The organism is Salinivibrio sp. IB282 (genome assembly GCF_001995685.1).
Lineage (GTDB): Bacteria > Pseudomonadota > Gammaproteobacteria > Enterobacterales > Vibrionaceae > Salinivibrio > Salinivibrio kushneri.
This window is the reverse complement of sequence record NZ_MUET01000006.1, coordinates 1-15,240: the sequence shown is the minus strand read 5'-3', so window position 1 is coordinate 15,240 and position 15,240 is coordinate 1. Positions and strand designations below refer to the sequence as shown.

Here is a 15,240-nt window from a genome sequence, read left to right as displayed (position 1 = left end):
ACTATGTGCCGACATTGACCACGTCGAGTGATAAATTGGGGTCAACTTCCACAGGGCTTTCTGAAACGGGCGCCGGATCGGTAAAGTTTTCTTTATCGAATGCAGTATCGCCGTCTCCCTCAAACGTCATCCCCGCTGCGACGGATTTAAAATCAAACAGCTCGATATCGGCCATATGGGAAGGGACGATATTTTGCATGGCTCGGAACATCGTCTCAATACGGCCTGGATACCGCTTGTCCCAATCTCGGAGCATATCTTTGATCACTTGGCGTTGTAGGTTGGGCTGTGAGCCACAAAGGTTACACGGAATGATCGGGAAAGCCTTTTGCTCTGAGTAACGCTCAATGTCTTTTTCTCGGCAATAGGCCAGTGGACGGATCACCACATGTTCGCCGTTATCAGAGACGAGCTTCGGTGGCATGCCTTTCATCTTGCCGCCGTAGAACATGTTTAAGAGCAAGGTCTCTAATATGTCGTCTCGATGGTGACCCAATGCAATTTTGGTCGCCCCCAGCTCTTTCGCTGTGCGATATAAGATACCGCGGCGAAGTCGCGAGCATAGGGAACAGGTTGTCTTGCCCTCAGGCACTTTCTCTTTGACGATAGAGTAAGTGTCTTCTTCAACAATTTTGTACTCGACGCCCAAGCCCTCTAGATACGCTGGCAAAATGTGCTCAGGAAACCCAGGTTGCTTTTGATCTAAATTGACCGCAATGAGTTGGAATGAAACTGGCGCGCTCTTTTGCAGGCTTTGCAGCATATCAAGCAAGGTATAGCTGTCTTTGCCGCCTGATAAACAAACCATGATGCGATCGCCGTCTTCAATCATATTAAAGTCGGCAATCGCTTGTCCGGTGTTGCGACGAATGCGCTTTTGCAGTTTATTAAATCCGTATTTTTGTGCTTTGCTCAGCTCTTCGGTGCTCATAAGTACTATCGCGTTGTCAGGCAAGGTAAACGCATTACACTGCCAGTGTGCATGAATGGCGGGTATGATACGGATTTTGACCACAAATGCCAGTAACCCGCAGGCAGTGAATGCCACTGCCTGCTAGATAAGGGAATGAGAAAGGTTAATCGTTAGCGCGAGGATCGAGTGGGCTAATGTAGCCATCAGGTTTAATGGCAAGTAAGTCACAGTCGAGTTGATCAATCATGTGCTCTGCGGTATTGCCAATGAACACCGCGGATAAACCAGTGCGTCCTGTGGTACCGAGAATAACAAGCTCGGCATCCAACTCTCGGGCAATGTTGGGGATAACATCTTCCGGCAACCCTTCTTGGACATGCGTGCGTGTTTCTTCGATATGATGGCGCTGACGCAAGGCTTTCATGGCGGTGAGATGATGACCTCTCACCGCATCGGTATAGGATGTCGGATCAAAGTCAGGCAGCTCGATAGTAATATTCACCGGGGTGGCGGGGTAGGCATTAGCCAGGTGCAACTCAGCCCCTAGCATAGCACTCATGATATTCCCCTCATCGACTAATTTGTCGTTGAGCTCAGCGTGGGTCTCGGTTTCAGATGCCACATGCACAGAGGCAACGATCTTGCCTTTATCTGGCCAACCATGGTCTTTAACTAATAATACTGAACTTGGGCATTTGCGTAACAAGTGCCAATCGGTGGGTGTAAAGATGACCGAGCCTAGAGTGTCGTGCTGGTGTGTCGCTTTAACCACCAAATCGTGGTGGTGGCTCAGCACGCGTTCAACGATCGCCTCGTAAGGACGATTATGCCATACCACGACTTTTTCGATTTCACACTCTTGAGCTTGATGCGTTTGAATAATCTCATTCATCCACTCTTCACGTTGGTGCATCACACCTTGGCGCATCGCTTGCCGCTCATCCGATGAGAGCATGGATGTCATTTCGTAAGAGAAATCATAAATAGCAAGAAAGAGGGTAAGCTTAACCTTTGCATCACTTCGCTGGCTAAGCGTGACCGCACGCGAAAGTGCAGGCTGTTGTTCTTGGGAAGGATCAATGACGACGAGCAGGTTCGTGTACCTAGACATATCTGCCTCCTTTGCACAGATGCATCAGTTAATTTCACTTTAACCTACTTCGCCCGTTCACGCGAAAGAAATTGCTTACCATAGAGCAAAAAAGAGAAATGGCGCATAAAGCGCCATTTATTAACAACTTATTTACTTCTGTCTGCTAAACAACGCATTCTTCATCCGCAAGACGAGCAAGCTCTTCTAAGTCTAGAACCGTGATATATTTCCCTTTGACCGCCAAGATTTCTGACTTTTGGAAGCGGCCTAATAAGCGACTAATCGTTTCAACGGTTAGGCCAAGGTAGTTACCAATGTCACCTCGTGTCATGGTAAGACGGAACTCACGCGGAGAGAACCCACGCTGAGAAAAGCGCTTCGAGAGGCTATAAARGAAAGCGGCCAAGCGTTCTTCAGCCGTTTTCTTCGATAAAAGCAAAATCATATCCTGATCGCCTTTTATCTCATTGCTCATTAGTCGCATGATTTGCTGGCGAAGCTTAGGCACCTTCCCAGAGAGGTCATCAAGCGTGTCGTAGGGGATCTCACAAATCATTGACGTTTCTAGCGCTTGAGCAAAGCTGGGGTGCTCACTATCGTTAATAGCATCAAAGCCTACCAAATCGCCGGCAAGGTGGAAGGCAGTTATCTGCTCATCCCCTTGTTCTGTGATTGTGTAGGTCTTAACCGTACCTGAACGAATCGCATACAGCGCTCGTAGACTATCACCGGCTTTGAACAACTCTTGGCCTTTCTGAATAGGTTTTTTTCGCTCAATGATGCTATCCAGTTGATCCAACTCTTGCTCATTTAACGTAAAGGGAATGCACAGTTGGCTAATACTGCAATCTTGACAATGAATTGCGCAGCCGCCTGACTGAACCCGCCGAGTGATGATCTTATTAGACACCATACACCTGCCTGAAATTGATTAACGTCAATATACATATTACACCATGATTATGTGCTAGGTCGACCTTATATCAGGAGTTTGAGTGCTGAATAGGCCGTGTAAAAGCCATAAAGCGCCAACATTGTGGCACATATCAAACGCAGTAAGTGGTTGTTAAGAATGGGCTTCACCCGCTCTGCAAGGGCGCCAACAGTTAACATCGCCGGTAACGTTCCGAGGCCAAACCCCAGCATTACAAGGCCGCCGCCTGAGGCACTGCCAGCGACGGCAGCCCAACTGAGCGCTGAGTAAACCAGCCCGCAGGGCAGCCAGCCCCAAACAAGGCCAAAGGGATAGGCATATAACGGCGAACGCAGTGGCATTAGCTTGGATGTTAGCGGAGAGATAATTCGCCAGAGTTTGCTACCCAGTCGCTCAATATAGCTAAGGCCATTCCATACTTGGGCCATATAGGCTGCCAATAGTAACATCATGATGGCCGCAAACAGTCGCAATACCGCAAGATGCTGCGTTAAATCGGACAAAGCAAGCAACGAGGCCACAGCGCCACCAATCATCGCGCCAGCAAGCGTATATGAGCTGATACGCCCCAAGTTATACAAGAGAAGGTATGGCCATTTGGCCTTTTGCGAAGGAATGCCAAGCGACATAGCCGCAGCGACCCCGCCACACATCCCCAAGCAGTGACCTGCCCCGAGCAGACCAATGATGAGGGCACCTATAAAATCAACGTTTGTCATCTTGGGTCGACGCGTCAGGAGCGGTGGGTTGGCTTGATTGTGATCCTGTGTCTTTCTCCGGCTCTTCTTCATCAAAAAGGATCGAAGAGCCTTGCCGTTCTAGATCCTCGAATTGATCAGATTTGACCGCCCAGATAAAGACAACGGCCGCCACGCAAACCAACATGATGGCGATAGGGATCAAAATGTACAAACTAGCCATAACGCTAATCCTCTTTTTTGTTCAGTAGGCGCAGCGAGTTAGATACCACAATGATCGAGCTTGCTGACATGCCTACCACCGCCACGTATGGGGCAACATAGCCCATAACCGCCAACGGCAGAATGGTAACGTTGTAGCCTAAGGCCCAAATTAAGTTTTCGCGGATAATACGGCGCGTTTGCTGGGCAAGCTGCCTGGCGGTCAGCAGTTTTTCTAAATCGTCACTCAACAACACCATATCGGCGGAAGATTTAGCAATATCAGTGCCTCCGCCCATCGCAACCGACAAGTGGGCACCGGCTAAAACCGGCGCATCATTGACGCCATCACCGACCATCAGGGTCACGGTGTCATCGTCAAGGCTTTGAAGGTACGCCAGTTTTCCTTGCGGCGATACCCCTGAAATCACAGAATCTATGCCAAGGGTGTCCGCGACTTGTTCCACATTGCGTGACTGATCACCGGTTAGCATGGTGGTTTGGATGCCAGATTGTCTCAATGCGGCGATTAATCGTGCGCTGCTTGGCCGAATCGGATCGGTCAGTGAAAACGCAGCCACTACTTGCCCGTTGCAACTAAGCACGACGGGATAGGCATCATACTCAGTTTTAGGCGAGGATAGAGCAAATGCAGCCTTACCAATACGCCACTGTTGGCCATTGATCTCGCCGCTTACCCCTTGACCAATATGGTTGTCCGCCGCTTTGACTGTCAGAGACTCAGTCGCTTTTGCTTGGAACGCGTTGGCGATGGGGTGATTGGCAAACCCTTCTAAGCTGGCTGCAATGTTCAAGGCCGCTTGTTCGCTAATGTCAGCGGCAAATACGCGGACGGAATCAATTTTTACCTCACCCTCGGTCAGTGTGCCTGTTTTATCAACCACCAATCGATTCACCTTGGTTAAGGTTTCTAAGACGTGGCCTCGGCGTAACATGATGCCGAGCTGGCCAAAGGTCGATGTTGAGCAAGTAAGGGCCGTAGGGGTGGCGAGCGATAATGCGCAAGGGCAGGTCGCAACAAGCACGGATAACATGATCCAAAAGGCATCGCCAGGTTGCACAACATGCCAATAGAGCCAAGTCGACGCGGAAATGATTAAGATGGCGGCGACAAAGTAACGCGCGATATGGTCTGCCAGCACCGCTACTTTGGGCTTTGCCATTTGAGCTTCATCTTGCAAACGCACAATATGAGCCACGAGAGACTCTTTGTGATTACTCGTGACACATATATCGACATTCCCTTCCACATTCATGGTGCCGGCATAAACGGCATCACCGAGTTGCTTAGTTTGTGGCAGCGATTCCCCTGTCAGCATGGCTTCATCGACAGAGGTCGTGCCAGACAGTATTTTTCCATCGGCAGGGAAGGGCTCACCGGGCAACACACGAATTTGATCGTTTTCTTTAAGACTGTTAGCGGGCACGGCTTCACCGTTAAGACGACGCGCCATTTTGGGGACCAGTTTTAACAAGTTAGCGCTGGCCGCCGCCGCGGTACGGCGTGCGCGCATTTCCAGAAAACGCCCGAGCAATAAGAAGAAGGTGAACATCGCCACCGATTCGAAAAACACTTCTCCTTTTCCGGTAACGGTCGCATACAAGCTAGAAAAATAGGCGAATAACAAAGCAATAGAAACGGGGACATCCATGCCCAGTGTGCGTGCCTTAAGGTTGCGCCACGCATTGATATAAAAAGGTAACGCGGAATAAAGCAAGACAGGCGTCGCGAAGATTAAACTTATCCACCGGAAGTAATTGCGAAAGGTTTCGTCCATATCGCCAAACACTTCGAAGTACATCGCCACCGCTAACATCATGACCTGCATGGTGGCTAAGCCAGCAATACCCAATCGGTATAAGTACTGCTTCATGTTGCGATGRTATTGTTGTTCTTGCTTGTCGGCCTCAAAAGGTGCCGCTTTATAACCTAGATGATGAATGTGTGTGAGTACCGTACTCAGGGAGGTTTCATTCTCATCCCAACGCACCTGGGCGCGGTTCGTGGTAGTGTTGACCTGAATATGTGTGACACCCGTGGTACGCTGCAGTTGCTTTTCAATCAGCCACGCACAAGCGGCGCAGGAGACACCATCAAGTGACAACGTCACCTCTTTTTGGTCTGCCACATCGCGGACAAACTCTTGTTGTACATCTTGATTATCGTATAGGGTCAGTGCTTTGAGCTCTTCGGGGACCAAGTCGGCCTTATCGGCGTTCTCTGTCCGATATTGATAATAAGAACTCAAACCACTGTCTACGATCGTGGTTGCCACGGCTTGGCAGCCAGGGCAACACATAAGGCGGGGTTTATCGAAGATCACTACTTGGTAGGTGTCTCCTGTCAGTACAGGATCACCACAGTGATAACRGGATGTGGTCATGGTTACTGCTTACCGCTTAACGTCAGGGGAGTTGAGACAGGGAAATCGACACGACCGTGAACTTTCCATTGCTTATCGAATGAAGTGATTTCGATAAACCAGGGCCCAGATATTGGCTCAGCCAGATCGATATGATAAACCCCTGCTTGGTTTGGGTTTACCATCACATTCACATCTTTTCGCTCGAGTGTTCGGTGCTGAATATGCACCTTAAGCGCAGGAAATGACGCGAGATCACCTTTATCTAGTGTTATCGCGATTGCTTGGTTGCTTGACGACAGTTGCGCTGAAACACCTAGCTGTGCCGCGACTTTCAGCTTGGAGAGATCAACATTGATCGCTTTGCCTTTCTTATAGTAATCCTCTGCCACGAGAGACACAGAGTTCATTGAAAAGACGGTCACAGTTAACAAACTCGCGACGACAACAGAAGCGGGAAGGGCAATCAGGAACCAAGGCCAAAACTGCTTGTACCAGGGTGTTACCATCAGAAGCTCCTCGGTTTGAGCATTTACATTTAACAAGCCCCTGCAAGCAGGGGCTGTGTATCACACCTAAGTGCTTATTCTACTTCAGGATTACTCAAACGCCATACATAGGCAGAGAGTATCTGAATTTTTTCTTCGCCAAGGTGAGCTTCCCACGCGGGCATCACGCCTTGACGACCACCACGAATGGTTTGTTCAACCGCGCGGCGAGAGCCACCATATAGCCAGATATTGTCAGTTAAATCCGGCGCACCAAAGGCAGGATTACCTTTGCCGTCCGTGCCGTGACATGCGGCACATACAACAAAGCGAGATTTACCCTTAGCAGCCATTTGCGGATCCACTTTACGGCCTGACAAGCTCAGCGCATAAGCCGCAACTTCTTTCACGCCGTCTTCACCCATGGTATCTAACCAAGCTGGCATGTTGCCTTTTCGGCCATGGAGAAGCGTGGCTTTAATGGTTTCAGGCTCGCCACCATACAACCACGCATCGTCGGTAAGGTTCGGGAAACCAGCCTGACCGCGCGCATCCGATCCATGACAGGCCGCGCAGTTTTGGCTAAACAAACGTTGACCAACCTTTAAAGCTTCTTCATTACGTGCGATTTGAGTAATCGGGCGCAATGATTTGCCATCTTCTTGGTACGCCAGTTTGCGGAATGCTTCACCAAATACCTTGTCAGCCGCCTCGAGCTCCATCGCATATTGGTTAATGTGCTGCGCTTCTTGCGCTTTTGCCATTAACTCACGCGACTCCTCGACACTGCTTACGTCTTGGTACGAACTTTTCCACCCTAACACGCCGGCAAAGTTACCCAGCCCCGGATAGAGGATAAGATACCCTAAGCCGAACACCAGGGTTGCCCAAAACATATACGACCACCACTTAGGCAGTGGGTTATTGAGTTCACGAATACCATCATACTCGTGACCCATGTCATCGCCTTCTGCGACGCCCATTTTATCTTTGGTTGTCCAAATGATAAGAGCAGCACAGCCAGCAATCGTGCCGAGTACGATGACTGTTACGAAGATACTCCAAAACGTACTCATTAGCGATTATCTCCTGTCTTGTGATTGGACTTATCCTGATTGTTCTCCTCATCGTCGAAAATCAGGTTAGCCGCTTCATCAAAGTGCTTTTTGCGACGTTTGCTATAAGCCCAAACAACGATCCCAATGAAGCTCACAAATAGGACAACTGTCCAGATACTATGAAAGGTGCCGATATCCATAGGCCCTCCTTATTACTTCATTGCGTGACCTAGTGACTGAAGATAAGCAATCAACGCTTCTATCTCCGTTTTACCTTCAACCGCTGCCTTAGCATTCTCGATGTCCTCATCGGTGTATGGCACACCAAATTGGTCACGGAATAACTTCAGCTTCGCGGCCGTTGTTTCCCCATCTAGCTTGTTCTCTGCTAACCAAGGGAAGCCAGGCATGTTCGATTCAGGTACTACGTCACGTGGATTAATTAAGTGAACGCGGTGCCATTCGTCAGAGTAACGATCCCCAACTCGGGCAAGGTCAGGACCAGTACGCTTAGAGCCCCATAAGAAAGGGTGCTCCCAAACACTTTCTCCTGCGACGGCATAGTGACCGTAACGCTCGGTTTCAGCACGAAATGGACGAACCATTTGACTGTGACAAACGTTGCACCCTTCACGGATGTAGATGTCACGTCCTTCCATTTCTAACGCTGTGTACGGACGAAGGTTATCTACCGGTTCAGTGGTTTGCTTTTGGTAAATCAATGGCGTTATCTCCACCAATGCACCAAAGCTGATTGCAACGATGATCAAAATCGCTAGCAAACCTGTGTTTTTTTCTACTATCTCGTGGCGATTTGAACTCATTTAATCGTCCTCCTTACACCGCAGGCTCAAGCGATTTCAAGCTAGCTTCAGGCGCACGAATTGTTTTATATGCGTTGTAAGCCATCAAGAACATGCCTGATAGGAAAATCGCACCGCCGATAAAGCGGACGAAGTAGAACGGGTAGGAGGCTTCCAATGACTCCACAAAGCTGTATGTCAACGTACCGTCAGTGTTGACAGCGCGCCACATCAGACCTTGCATCACACCAGAAATCCACATGGCAACGATGTAGAGTACGGTACCAATCGTGGCAAGCCAGAAGTGTACGTTCACCAAAGACACCGAGTACATACGCTCTTGACCAAACAGTTTTGGAATCAAGTGGTAGATGGAGCCGATAGAGACCATCGCAACCCAACCAAGTGCACCGGAATGAACGTGACCGATTGTCCAATCGGTGTAATGCGACAAGGCGTTAACTGTCTTGATCGACATCATTGGGCCTTCAAACGTGGACATGCCATAGAATGACAAAGACACAATAAGGAAGCGCAAGATGGGATCATAGCGGAGTTTATGCCACGCACCTGATAACGTCATAATACCGTTAATCATCCCGCCCCACGAAGGTGCAAACAAGATTAACGACATCACCATCCCCAGTGACTGCGTCCAGTCGGGTAGTGCCGTGTAATGAAGGTGGTGAGGACCCGCCCAGATATAGAGAGAAATCAATGCCCAGAAGTGGACGATGGAGAGTCGATAAGAGTAAACAGGGCGTCCCGCTTGCTTGGGAACGAAGTAGTACATCATACCCAGAAAGCCTGCTGTTAGCAGGAAACCAACCGCGTTATGTCCGTACCACCACTGTACCATCGCATCGACTGCGCCAGCATAGATAGAGTAAGACTTCATCGGTGAAACAGGGATTGCCATGCTGTTAACGATGTGCAACACCGCGATGGTCAGAATAAAGGCACCGAAGAACCAGTTGGCCACATAAATATGTGACGTCYTACGCTTGATAAGCGTGCCAAAGAACACGATAGCGTATGCGACCCATACCACCGCGATGGCGATATCAATTGGCCACTCTAGTTCCGCGTACTCTTTAGAGGTGGTGTATCCCATTGGCAGCGAGATGGCTGCAGAAAGGATAATGGCTTGCCAACCCCAGAAGGTGAACTCTGCTAACTTCCCTCCGAACAACCGTGTTTGACAAGTTCGCTGCGCAACATAATAAGAGGTTGCAAACAACGCACTGGTACCGAATGCGAAGATCACTGCGTTAGTATGCAGTGGACGCAAACGGCTATACGTCAAATACGGAATATCAAAGTTCAGTGCAGGCCACACTAATTGAGCGGCAATAAGTACACCTACAGCCATGCCCACAATACCCCACAAAATGGTTGTTAGAGTAAATAAGCGGACAACGCGGTAGTTGTAGTCTTGTTCAAGCTGCTTAACTTGGCTCATATTGCATGCTTCCACTTTTAGTTAACTACACTCACGTTTGATACGGACGAAGCCTCCGCTTCGCCTGTTAACATACCATTTTTAAGAAAACGCCCCGTTGCGTATGGTTTTTAACCACTTTGCACACTCCGTTGCTATTTCTTTGTAAAAATGGCATTTTCGACCAGAATCATACTGTAGATACTGGTTAAAAAACAGGGTCTAACCCACACACTTAGTGCGGCTTACCTACCTTTCTTATAAAACTTTGACCTCTGTAACACGGAGAAAGCTACCCATGGCAGCAGAAAAACTCACTCGAGGACGACTCGCGCAAATTATCGTTATGCTTACACTTTTAGTGGTTGCTTTCTTCTGGAGGACGCTGGTCTATACACCCGGATTGACCATTATAGACTGTGAAGGGGAGCGTGGATTTTGTGGCACGTCACAATCTCAGCAAGCGATAGCATTCTCATGGAGAAAAGAGCATGATAGTGTAATATTTTCAGCCACTTCAGACCAAAAGCCACACTTGGCTTATTGGGGAGAGGAAGGGAATAAGCAGATCGAAATTAGCGATCAGCAGGACCGAGATGGGGAGAAGATCACGCTGACTTGGCAATGGAAAACACAAGATTTACCTCGCGACGCCATGAGCTTTAACCTTGTCTTTGATCAATATCAATTTAAATTTAATTACCCTAAAAGCGAGTGAAAAACTGCGGTTTAAAGATTATTTTTTTTCGTTTATGACGATTATAAAAGGAAATGCTTATTTATGAGTGTTTCCTTTTTTATCTTGTTACAGCTTAATCTTAAACTCTTGATCGTTAATGCTATTTGACTCATCACTCAAAAGAAAGCATACCAAAGGAGATAAAACTTCGCTCTTTTTACGCGACGGTAATGTTTCCACATCAGTGTTAATATTGTGATCCGACCAGAAACTTATACTGTTAATCCGTTGCAGGCGATTTGTAGCCGGCTTGTCATTGAGAGACACGCTACCCAGGTGCCTGTTTGTAGCAATAACGACACAACGAGCCTCCACCTGACAAAACGTATCTAACCCATCAATCCCCAGCGATTGTATATAGGCATGCCCGAGCTCAGAGACGATAACGGCACCGATAAAAGGGGAGAGTTGCGCAGTACACTGATCAAGCGTGACTTGGAGCGTATCTTGCGTGAGCGCAGGGGCTTCTTTAAACCTGACTCGGGGATCATGAGCGACAATGTCGAGCGCTGTCGTTTGATTATGATCGATAATAACAGGGGTATAGCCTTTCGCGGCTAATTGATAGGCGATAGTGGCACCTAAGGTGCAGGCCCCACCGAATAACGCAACGGGTCGACAATCCATGTTGAGCGCTCTAGCGATATAAATGAAGTGATAGAATACGTGATTTCAAGCGCGATTTCAGTGGGTAGCGCAATGATTTGATTGCCTGATACAAGTATCATTAAAATCGTGATAAATAGCGAAAACAATAACGAACGTTAAGATGAAAATAGCCACAGCATGCACACAACAACCAGACGCAGTGGACGCCGCGCAAACACTGGCGCGCACGTTATTGAGCCGCTTAAGCGCACCGAGGCTTTTAATGGTCTACTGCACGGAGCAATACGATGTTGATGCACTTCAGCGAGCAATGGTTGCACTCTTTCCTAGCGTGCCATTGATAGGTTGTACGACCTGCGGTGGTGTCATGACGCAAGCCGGTTACATCGAAGGGCCAACAGCCGCAGTGTGGGCTTGCAATGATGAAAAGGGGAGTTACGGTACATCCCTTGTGCCACATCAAGCCCATCGCCCAATACGCGATTCAGCACGTATTGCGCTTAATCAAGCCATAGAAGAGAGCGGCCGTTGTGGTGAACTTCCCAAACTCATCGCTTTACACAGTACACCAGGGGATGAGGAGACGACGTTAGCTGCTATTCGCGAAGAGTTGGGCGTATCGGTTCCGGTGATAGGTGGGTCAGCGGCGGCCGACACCGTCGGCGGACGATGGGCCATTTTCGATAACAAGCAAACCGCGCAGTCTGGCATCGCAATCAGTGTTTTTTATCCAACCGCACGGGTGAGCTATTCATTCCACTCCGGTTATGCCGCCACAACGAAGAAGGCCATCGTTACAGAGGTACGTGGTCGCACCTTAGTGAGTTTGGATCACAAACCCGCATCGGTGGTTTATAGAGACTGGTACGAAGAAGAAACAGGGCAGACGCTAGACTTAGATGATTCGTTATTTGCGCGATCAACCTTGTATCCGCTCGGGACACAAACGGGCAAGATACACGGCTTACCCTATTACACCTTGTCACACCCCATGTTTGTGAACCAAGACGGACACATGGAGCTCTTCTCGCAAATCGCCGTTGGGCAAACCGCACACTTTATGACAGGCACCAGTGAAGGGTTAATCGCCCGTGCAAGTCGAGTCGTGGAATCGGCAAACGATCATGCATTGCGGACACCTCAACCTCTTGGTGGGCTAGCGATTTATTGTGCAGGGTGTATGCTTCACGTCAAAGATCGCCTGGATCAAGTCGCCGACAATATCAACACGGCCTTATACACTGCGCCGTTTGTATGCCCGTTTACCTTTGGTGAACAAGGCCTGTTTAAGGGTGGGGAATTGTCCCACGGTAATTTAATGATCTCGGCTGTGTTATTTCATAAGGATTAATCATGACGTCGAAACGCGTATCGACCTTTGAACGTTCAGACTCTGAATCTTTACAAGAAACCTTATTTGAACTCAGTCGTGTTGAAGCAAGAGAAAAGCGTTTAAGGGAAGAAAACGACGCAATTTTATCGGCGATCTCAGCCATGACGGAAGCGACGTCAAAAACCGATATTTTTGCTTCCTTACTTGATGTGATCCGCCGGTATGTCAGCTTTGATAGCGCCGTGGCGCTAAGCCGTAACCGAGAAACAGAAGATGCGTTTCGCTGTTTAGTCTCGACTGAACGCTTGCTCGAAACCGTCACTTGGCAAACAGGGGATGTGTTTCGCCGCTGTGTGAGTGGCGAAACGGTTGCTATCTATAAACCTGGCATGGTGAAAGAGCTGCATTGCTTAACGCATCAATATGCCAGTTATTTACAAGGCACTGCGCTGATTAGCGGGCTGACGGTCAATGACAGTGAAGTCATGCTTATTTTACTGTCACACCGCCGTGATGCATTTAATAACGAAGCTCAGCAAGTTATCGACCGGTTTCGCCCCTTGATTGAGCGGACCATTATGGATATCGACTACCGCCATCGCCTCCATGCATTAGTGGGGAGTCGCACCCAGGAACTGAATGCTAGCCGCCAGCGCTTTCAAGACTTTGCCCAAACAGCCAGTGATTGGTTTTGGGAGCTCGATAACCAATTTCAACTGACTTACCTGTCGTCACCCAATACTGATACCGACATTGATGCTGAAGCCTTGCTGGCAAAGCTCAAAWCAGATGCCGAATTAAAAACGACGTTAGAAGCGTACATATATACAGAAAAAGCCTTTAGCGATATTGAGTGGCATATAGCGTCTCGTCACCATGATTATTGGGTCAGTCTATCAGGCCGTCCTTGCTACAATAAACGCGGTGAACTTGCAGGTTATCGGGGGACGGCTAAAGATATCACCGCGACCAAACGTCGCGTCGTTGAATTGCAGCAGGCGCGTCAGCAAGCTGAGTTGGCGAATAATGCCAAGTCGCAATTCCTTGCGGTCATGAGCCACGAGATCCGCACACCACTCAATGCTGTTTTGGGATTGATCGATGCGTTGCAACACTCTTCATTGACGCAAGAGCAAACGCAGTGGGTAGGGCAAATGGATAAATCTGCTCAGTTATTGCTGACATTGATCAGCGATGTGCTAGATTTGTCTAAAATTGAGTCTAACCGCTTTTCACTTTCTCCCTCATTGATGAAGCCCAGCGATAGTGTGTCGAATGTCTATCAACAGTTGATTGAGCGGGCTGATAAAAAGCGCATTAACCTCTCTGTCAGTGTCTCTCCTTCTGTACCTAACACCTTGTTTATGGACGAGAACCGCTTTACGCAAATACTGCTTAACTTGGTGGCCAATGCTTTAAAATTCACGGACCGTGGCGGGGTGACAGTGTCACTTGACGCTCATGGTGAGCGCCTTGAGCTATGGGTGAGAGATTCAGGAATCGGTATCGACGAAAAGCAGATTGATCGAATCTTTGAGCCTTTTACTCAAGCGGATGGCAGCATTACTCGCCGCTTTGGTGGTACCGGCCTCGGATTATCCATTTGCAAAAAACTGGTAGAGATGATGGGGGGCAGTATTCACGTAGAAAGTGAGCCTTATCAGGGAACTGACTTCTGCGTTCGCTTGCCGATTGTCGAAACACCTCAAGATGCAGAAAAGTACCAAGCACCGCCCAATGTCCCGGCTGATGCCGTGCAGCCTATGTCGATATTGGTCGCCGAAGATAGCCGCGCTAATCAAATGGTGGTGAGGTTAATGCTTGAAAAACAAGGCCATACCGTGACGCTCGCATCCAATGGCGAAGAGGCTCTGGCACGGGTTGAACAAACAGAATTCGATCTTGTGCTCATGGACATGTCGATGCCCGTAATGGATGGCATCGCAGCCACCAAAGCACTGCGCGCGTCTGGATTTAAACGTCCAATTGTTGCGTTAACGGCTAATGCGATGGATGAAGACAAACAACGGTGTGTCCGTGCCGGCATGGACGACTTTGTGACTAAACCTATTAGAGCCGCGAGCCTTACCGCCGTACTGCATGTCCATCAGCCATTAGATCTGTCCACTAATTACCGCTGACTTGAATCGATTTAGGCCAATTCATTTGGAATAATCAAGATTAAAGGAAGTAGTAATTAGCTATTTTATGGTAAATAGCTAATTACGTTTAATGGCAGCGCAAGCGAATAGTGCTGGGCGAGCAAAAACAGTGTCCAACGTCAGACCTCAAACCATTATTTAACATAATATATATAATGCGCACTTTAAGGTGTGCGTTAAGACAGGAGCGATATGGCGTTTCTCGCTTATCACATCGCTCCTTGTCCAGCACGGCGTGTAATCTGATGCTATTTGAATGACTGATGTGGAAATACGTTTTTGATACGTTGTTGAATGCGGTTATCAACGCTGCGCGACATCACCACCTTCGCGGGTTTAAAGCGATTGCTATACACTTTCACTGTGCCCGTAAACGGATGGCGC

16 protein-coding genes are annotated in these 15,240 nt (G+C 48.6%); 3 read left to right on the top strand and 13 right to left on the bottom strand.

Annotated elements, in window-relative coordinates; all coding sequences use genetic code 11:
- Position 1: 1 nt before the first annotated feature.
- The 11 genes from ttcA to ccoN form a co-directional block, all read right to left on the bottom strand.
- A complete protein-coding gene (gene ttcA / locus BZG14_RS02455; RefSeq protein ID WP_077607914.1) occupies positions 2-931 on the bottom strand; it encodes a tRNA 2-thiocytidine(32) synthetase TtcA in 930 nt (309 codons plus the stop codon).
- 145 nt (positions 932-1,076) lie between these two features.
- Positions 1,077-2,024: a universal stress protein UspE gene (uspE, locus tag BZG14_RS02450; RefSeq protein WP_069362402.1), complete on the bottom strand. Its 948-nt coding sequence runs from the start codon at positions 2,022-2,024 to the stop codon at positions 1,077-1,079.
- 145 nt (positions 2,025-2,169) lie between these two features.
- Positions 2,170-2,919, bottom strand: a complete 750-nt coding sequence (locus BZG14_RS02445) for an FNR family transcription factor (protein WP_077607883.1) — start codon at positions 2,917-2,919, stop codon at positions 2,170-2,172.
- A 65-nt stretch (positions 2,920-2,984) separates the two neighbouring features.
- A complete protein-coding gene (locus tag BZG14_RS02440; protein ID WP_077486255.1) occupies positions 2,985-3,659 on the bottom strand; it encodes a sulfite exporter TauE/SafE family protein in 675 nt (224 codons plus the stop codon).
- A complete protein-coding gene (gene ccoS / locus BZG14_RS02435) occupies positions 3,646-3,861 on the bottom strand; it encodes a cbb3-type cytochrome oxidase assembly protein CcoS (RefSeq protein ID WP_077459072.1) in 216 nt (71 codons plus the stop codon). Before ccoS ends, BZG14_RS02440 begins: the two co-directional genes overlap by 14 nt.
- Positions 3,862-3,865: 4 nt before the next feature.
- A complete protein-coding gene (locus tag BZG14_RS02430) occupies positions 3,866-6,244 on the bottom strand; it encodes a heavy metal translocating P-type ATPase (protein ID WP_077607882.1) in 2,379 nt (792 codons plus the stop codon).
- Positions 6,245-6,246: 2 nt separating this feature from the next.
- Positions 6,247-6,732: a FixH family protein gene (locus tag BZG14_RS02425; protein WP_077459070.1), complete on the bottom strand. Its 486-nt coding sequence runs from the start codon at positions 6,730-6,732 to the stop codon at positions 6,247-6,249.
- Between the two features lie 74 nt (positions 6,733-6,806).
- On the bottom strand, positions 6,807-7,787 hold the full coding sequence (ccoP, locus tag BZG14_RS02420; RefSeq protein ID WP_077486257.1) for a cytochrome-c oxidase, cbb3-type subunit III: 981 nt from the start codon (positions 7,785-7,787) through the stop codon (positions 6,807-6,809).
- Positions 7,787-7,969 carry a cbb3-type cytochrome oxidase subunit 3 gene (locus tag BZG14_RS02415; protein ID WP_077459068.1) on the bottom strand — a complete coding sequence of 61 codons (183 nt, stop codon included), beginning with the start codon at positions 7,967-7,969 and terminating at the stop codon, positions 7,787-7,789. The genes ccoP and BZG14_RS02415 overlap by 1 nt, the downstream gene beginning before the upstream one ends.
- Positions 7,970-7,981: 12 nt before the next feature.
- On the bottom strand, positions 7,982-8,593 hold the full coding sequence (gene ccoO, locus BZG14_RS02410) for a cytochrome-c oxidase, cbb3-type subunit II (protein ID WP_077459067.1): 612 nt from the start codon (positions 8,591-8,593) through the stop codon (positions 7,982-7,984).
- A gap of 13 nt (positions 8,594-8,606) precedes the next feature.
- Entirely contained in the window at positions 8,607-10,034 is a 1,428-nt protein-coding gene (gene ccoN / locus BZG14_RS02405; protein ID WP_077607881.1) for a cytochrome-c oxidase, cbb3-type subunit I, read from the bottom strand.
- A gap of 277 nt (positions 10,035-10,311) precedes the next feature.
- On the opposite strand from ccoN, the gene BZG14_RS02400 reads away from it, so the two are divergent.
- Complete coding sequence (locus BZG14_RS02400; protein ID WP_077486258.1) at positions 10,312-10,731, top strand: hypothetical protein; 420 nt, start codon at positions 10,312-10,314, stop codon at positions 10,729-10,731.
- A gap of 87 nt (positions 10,732-10,818) precedes the next feature.
- On the opposite strand, the gene BZG14_RS02395 is transcribed toward BZG14_RS02400, so the two are convergent.
- Entirely contained in the window at positions 10,819-11,379 is a 561-nt protein-coding gene (locus BZG14_RS02395) for a hypothetical protein (RefSeq protein WP_077486259.1), read from the bottom strand.
- Between the two features lie 142 nt (positions 11,380-11,521).
- Here BZG14_RS02395 and BZG14_RS02390 point away from each other — a divergent pair, with 142 nt between their 5' ends.
- Together BZG14_RS02390 and BZG14_RS02385 are read left to right on the top strand one after the other, a co-directional pair.
- Positions 11,522-12,712, top strand: coding sequence for an FIST signal transduction protein (locus BZG14_RS02390; RefSeq protein WP_069362410.1), 1,191 nt, complete (start codon positions 11,522-11,524; stop codon positions 12,710-12,712).
- Between the two features lie 2 nt (positions 12,713-12,714).
- Positions 12,715-14,835, top strand: a complete 2,121-nt coding sequence (locus BZG14_RS02385; RefSeq protein ID WP_077607880.1) for an ATP-binding protein — start codon at positions 12,715-12,717, stop codon at positions 14,833-14,835.
- A gap of 269 nt (positions 14,836-15,104) precedes the next feature.
- Here BZG14_RS02385 and BZG14_RS15980 read toward each other — a convergent pair.
- Positions 15,105-15,240: DUF3634 family protein (locus tag BZG14_RS15980; protein ID WP_131825161.1), on the bottom strand; the 136-nt coding region annotated here is incomplete at its 5' end.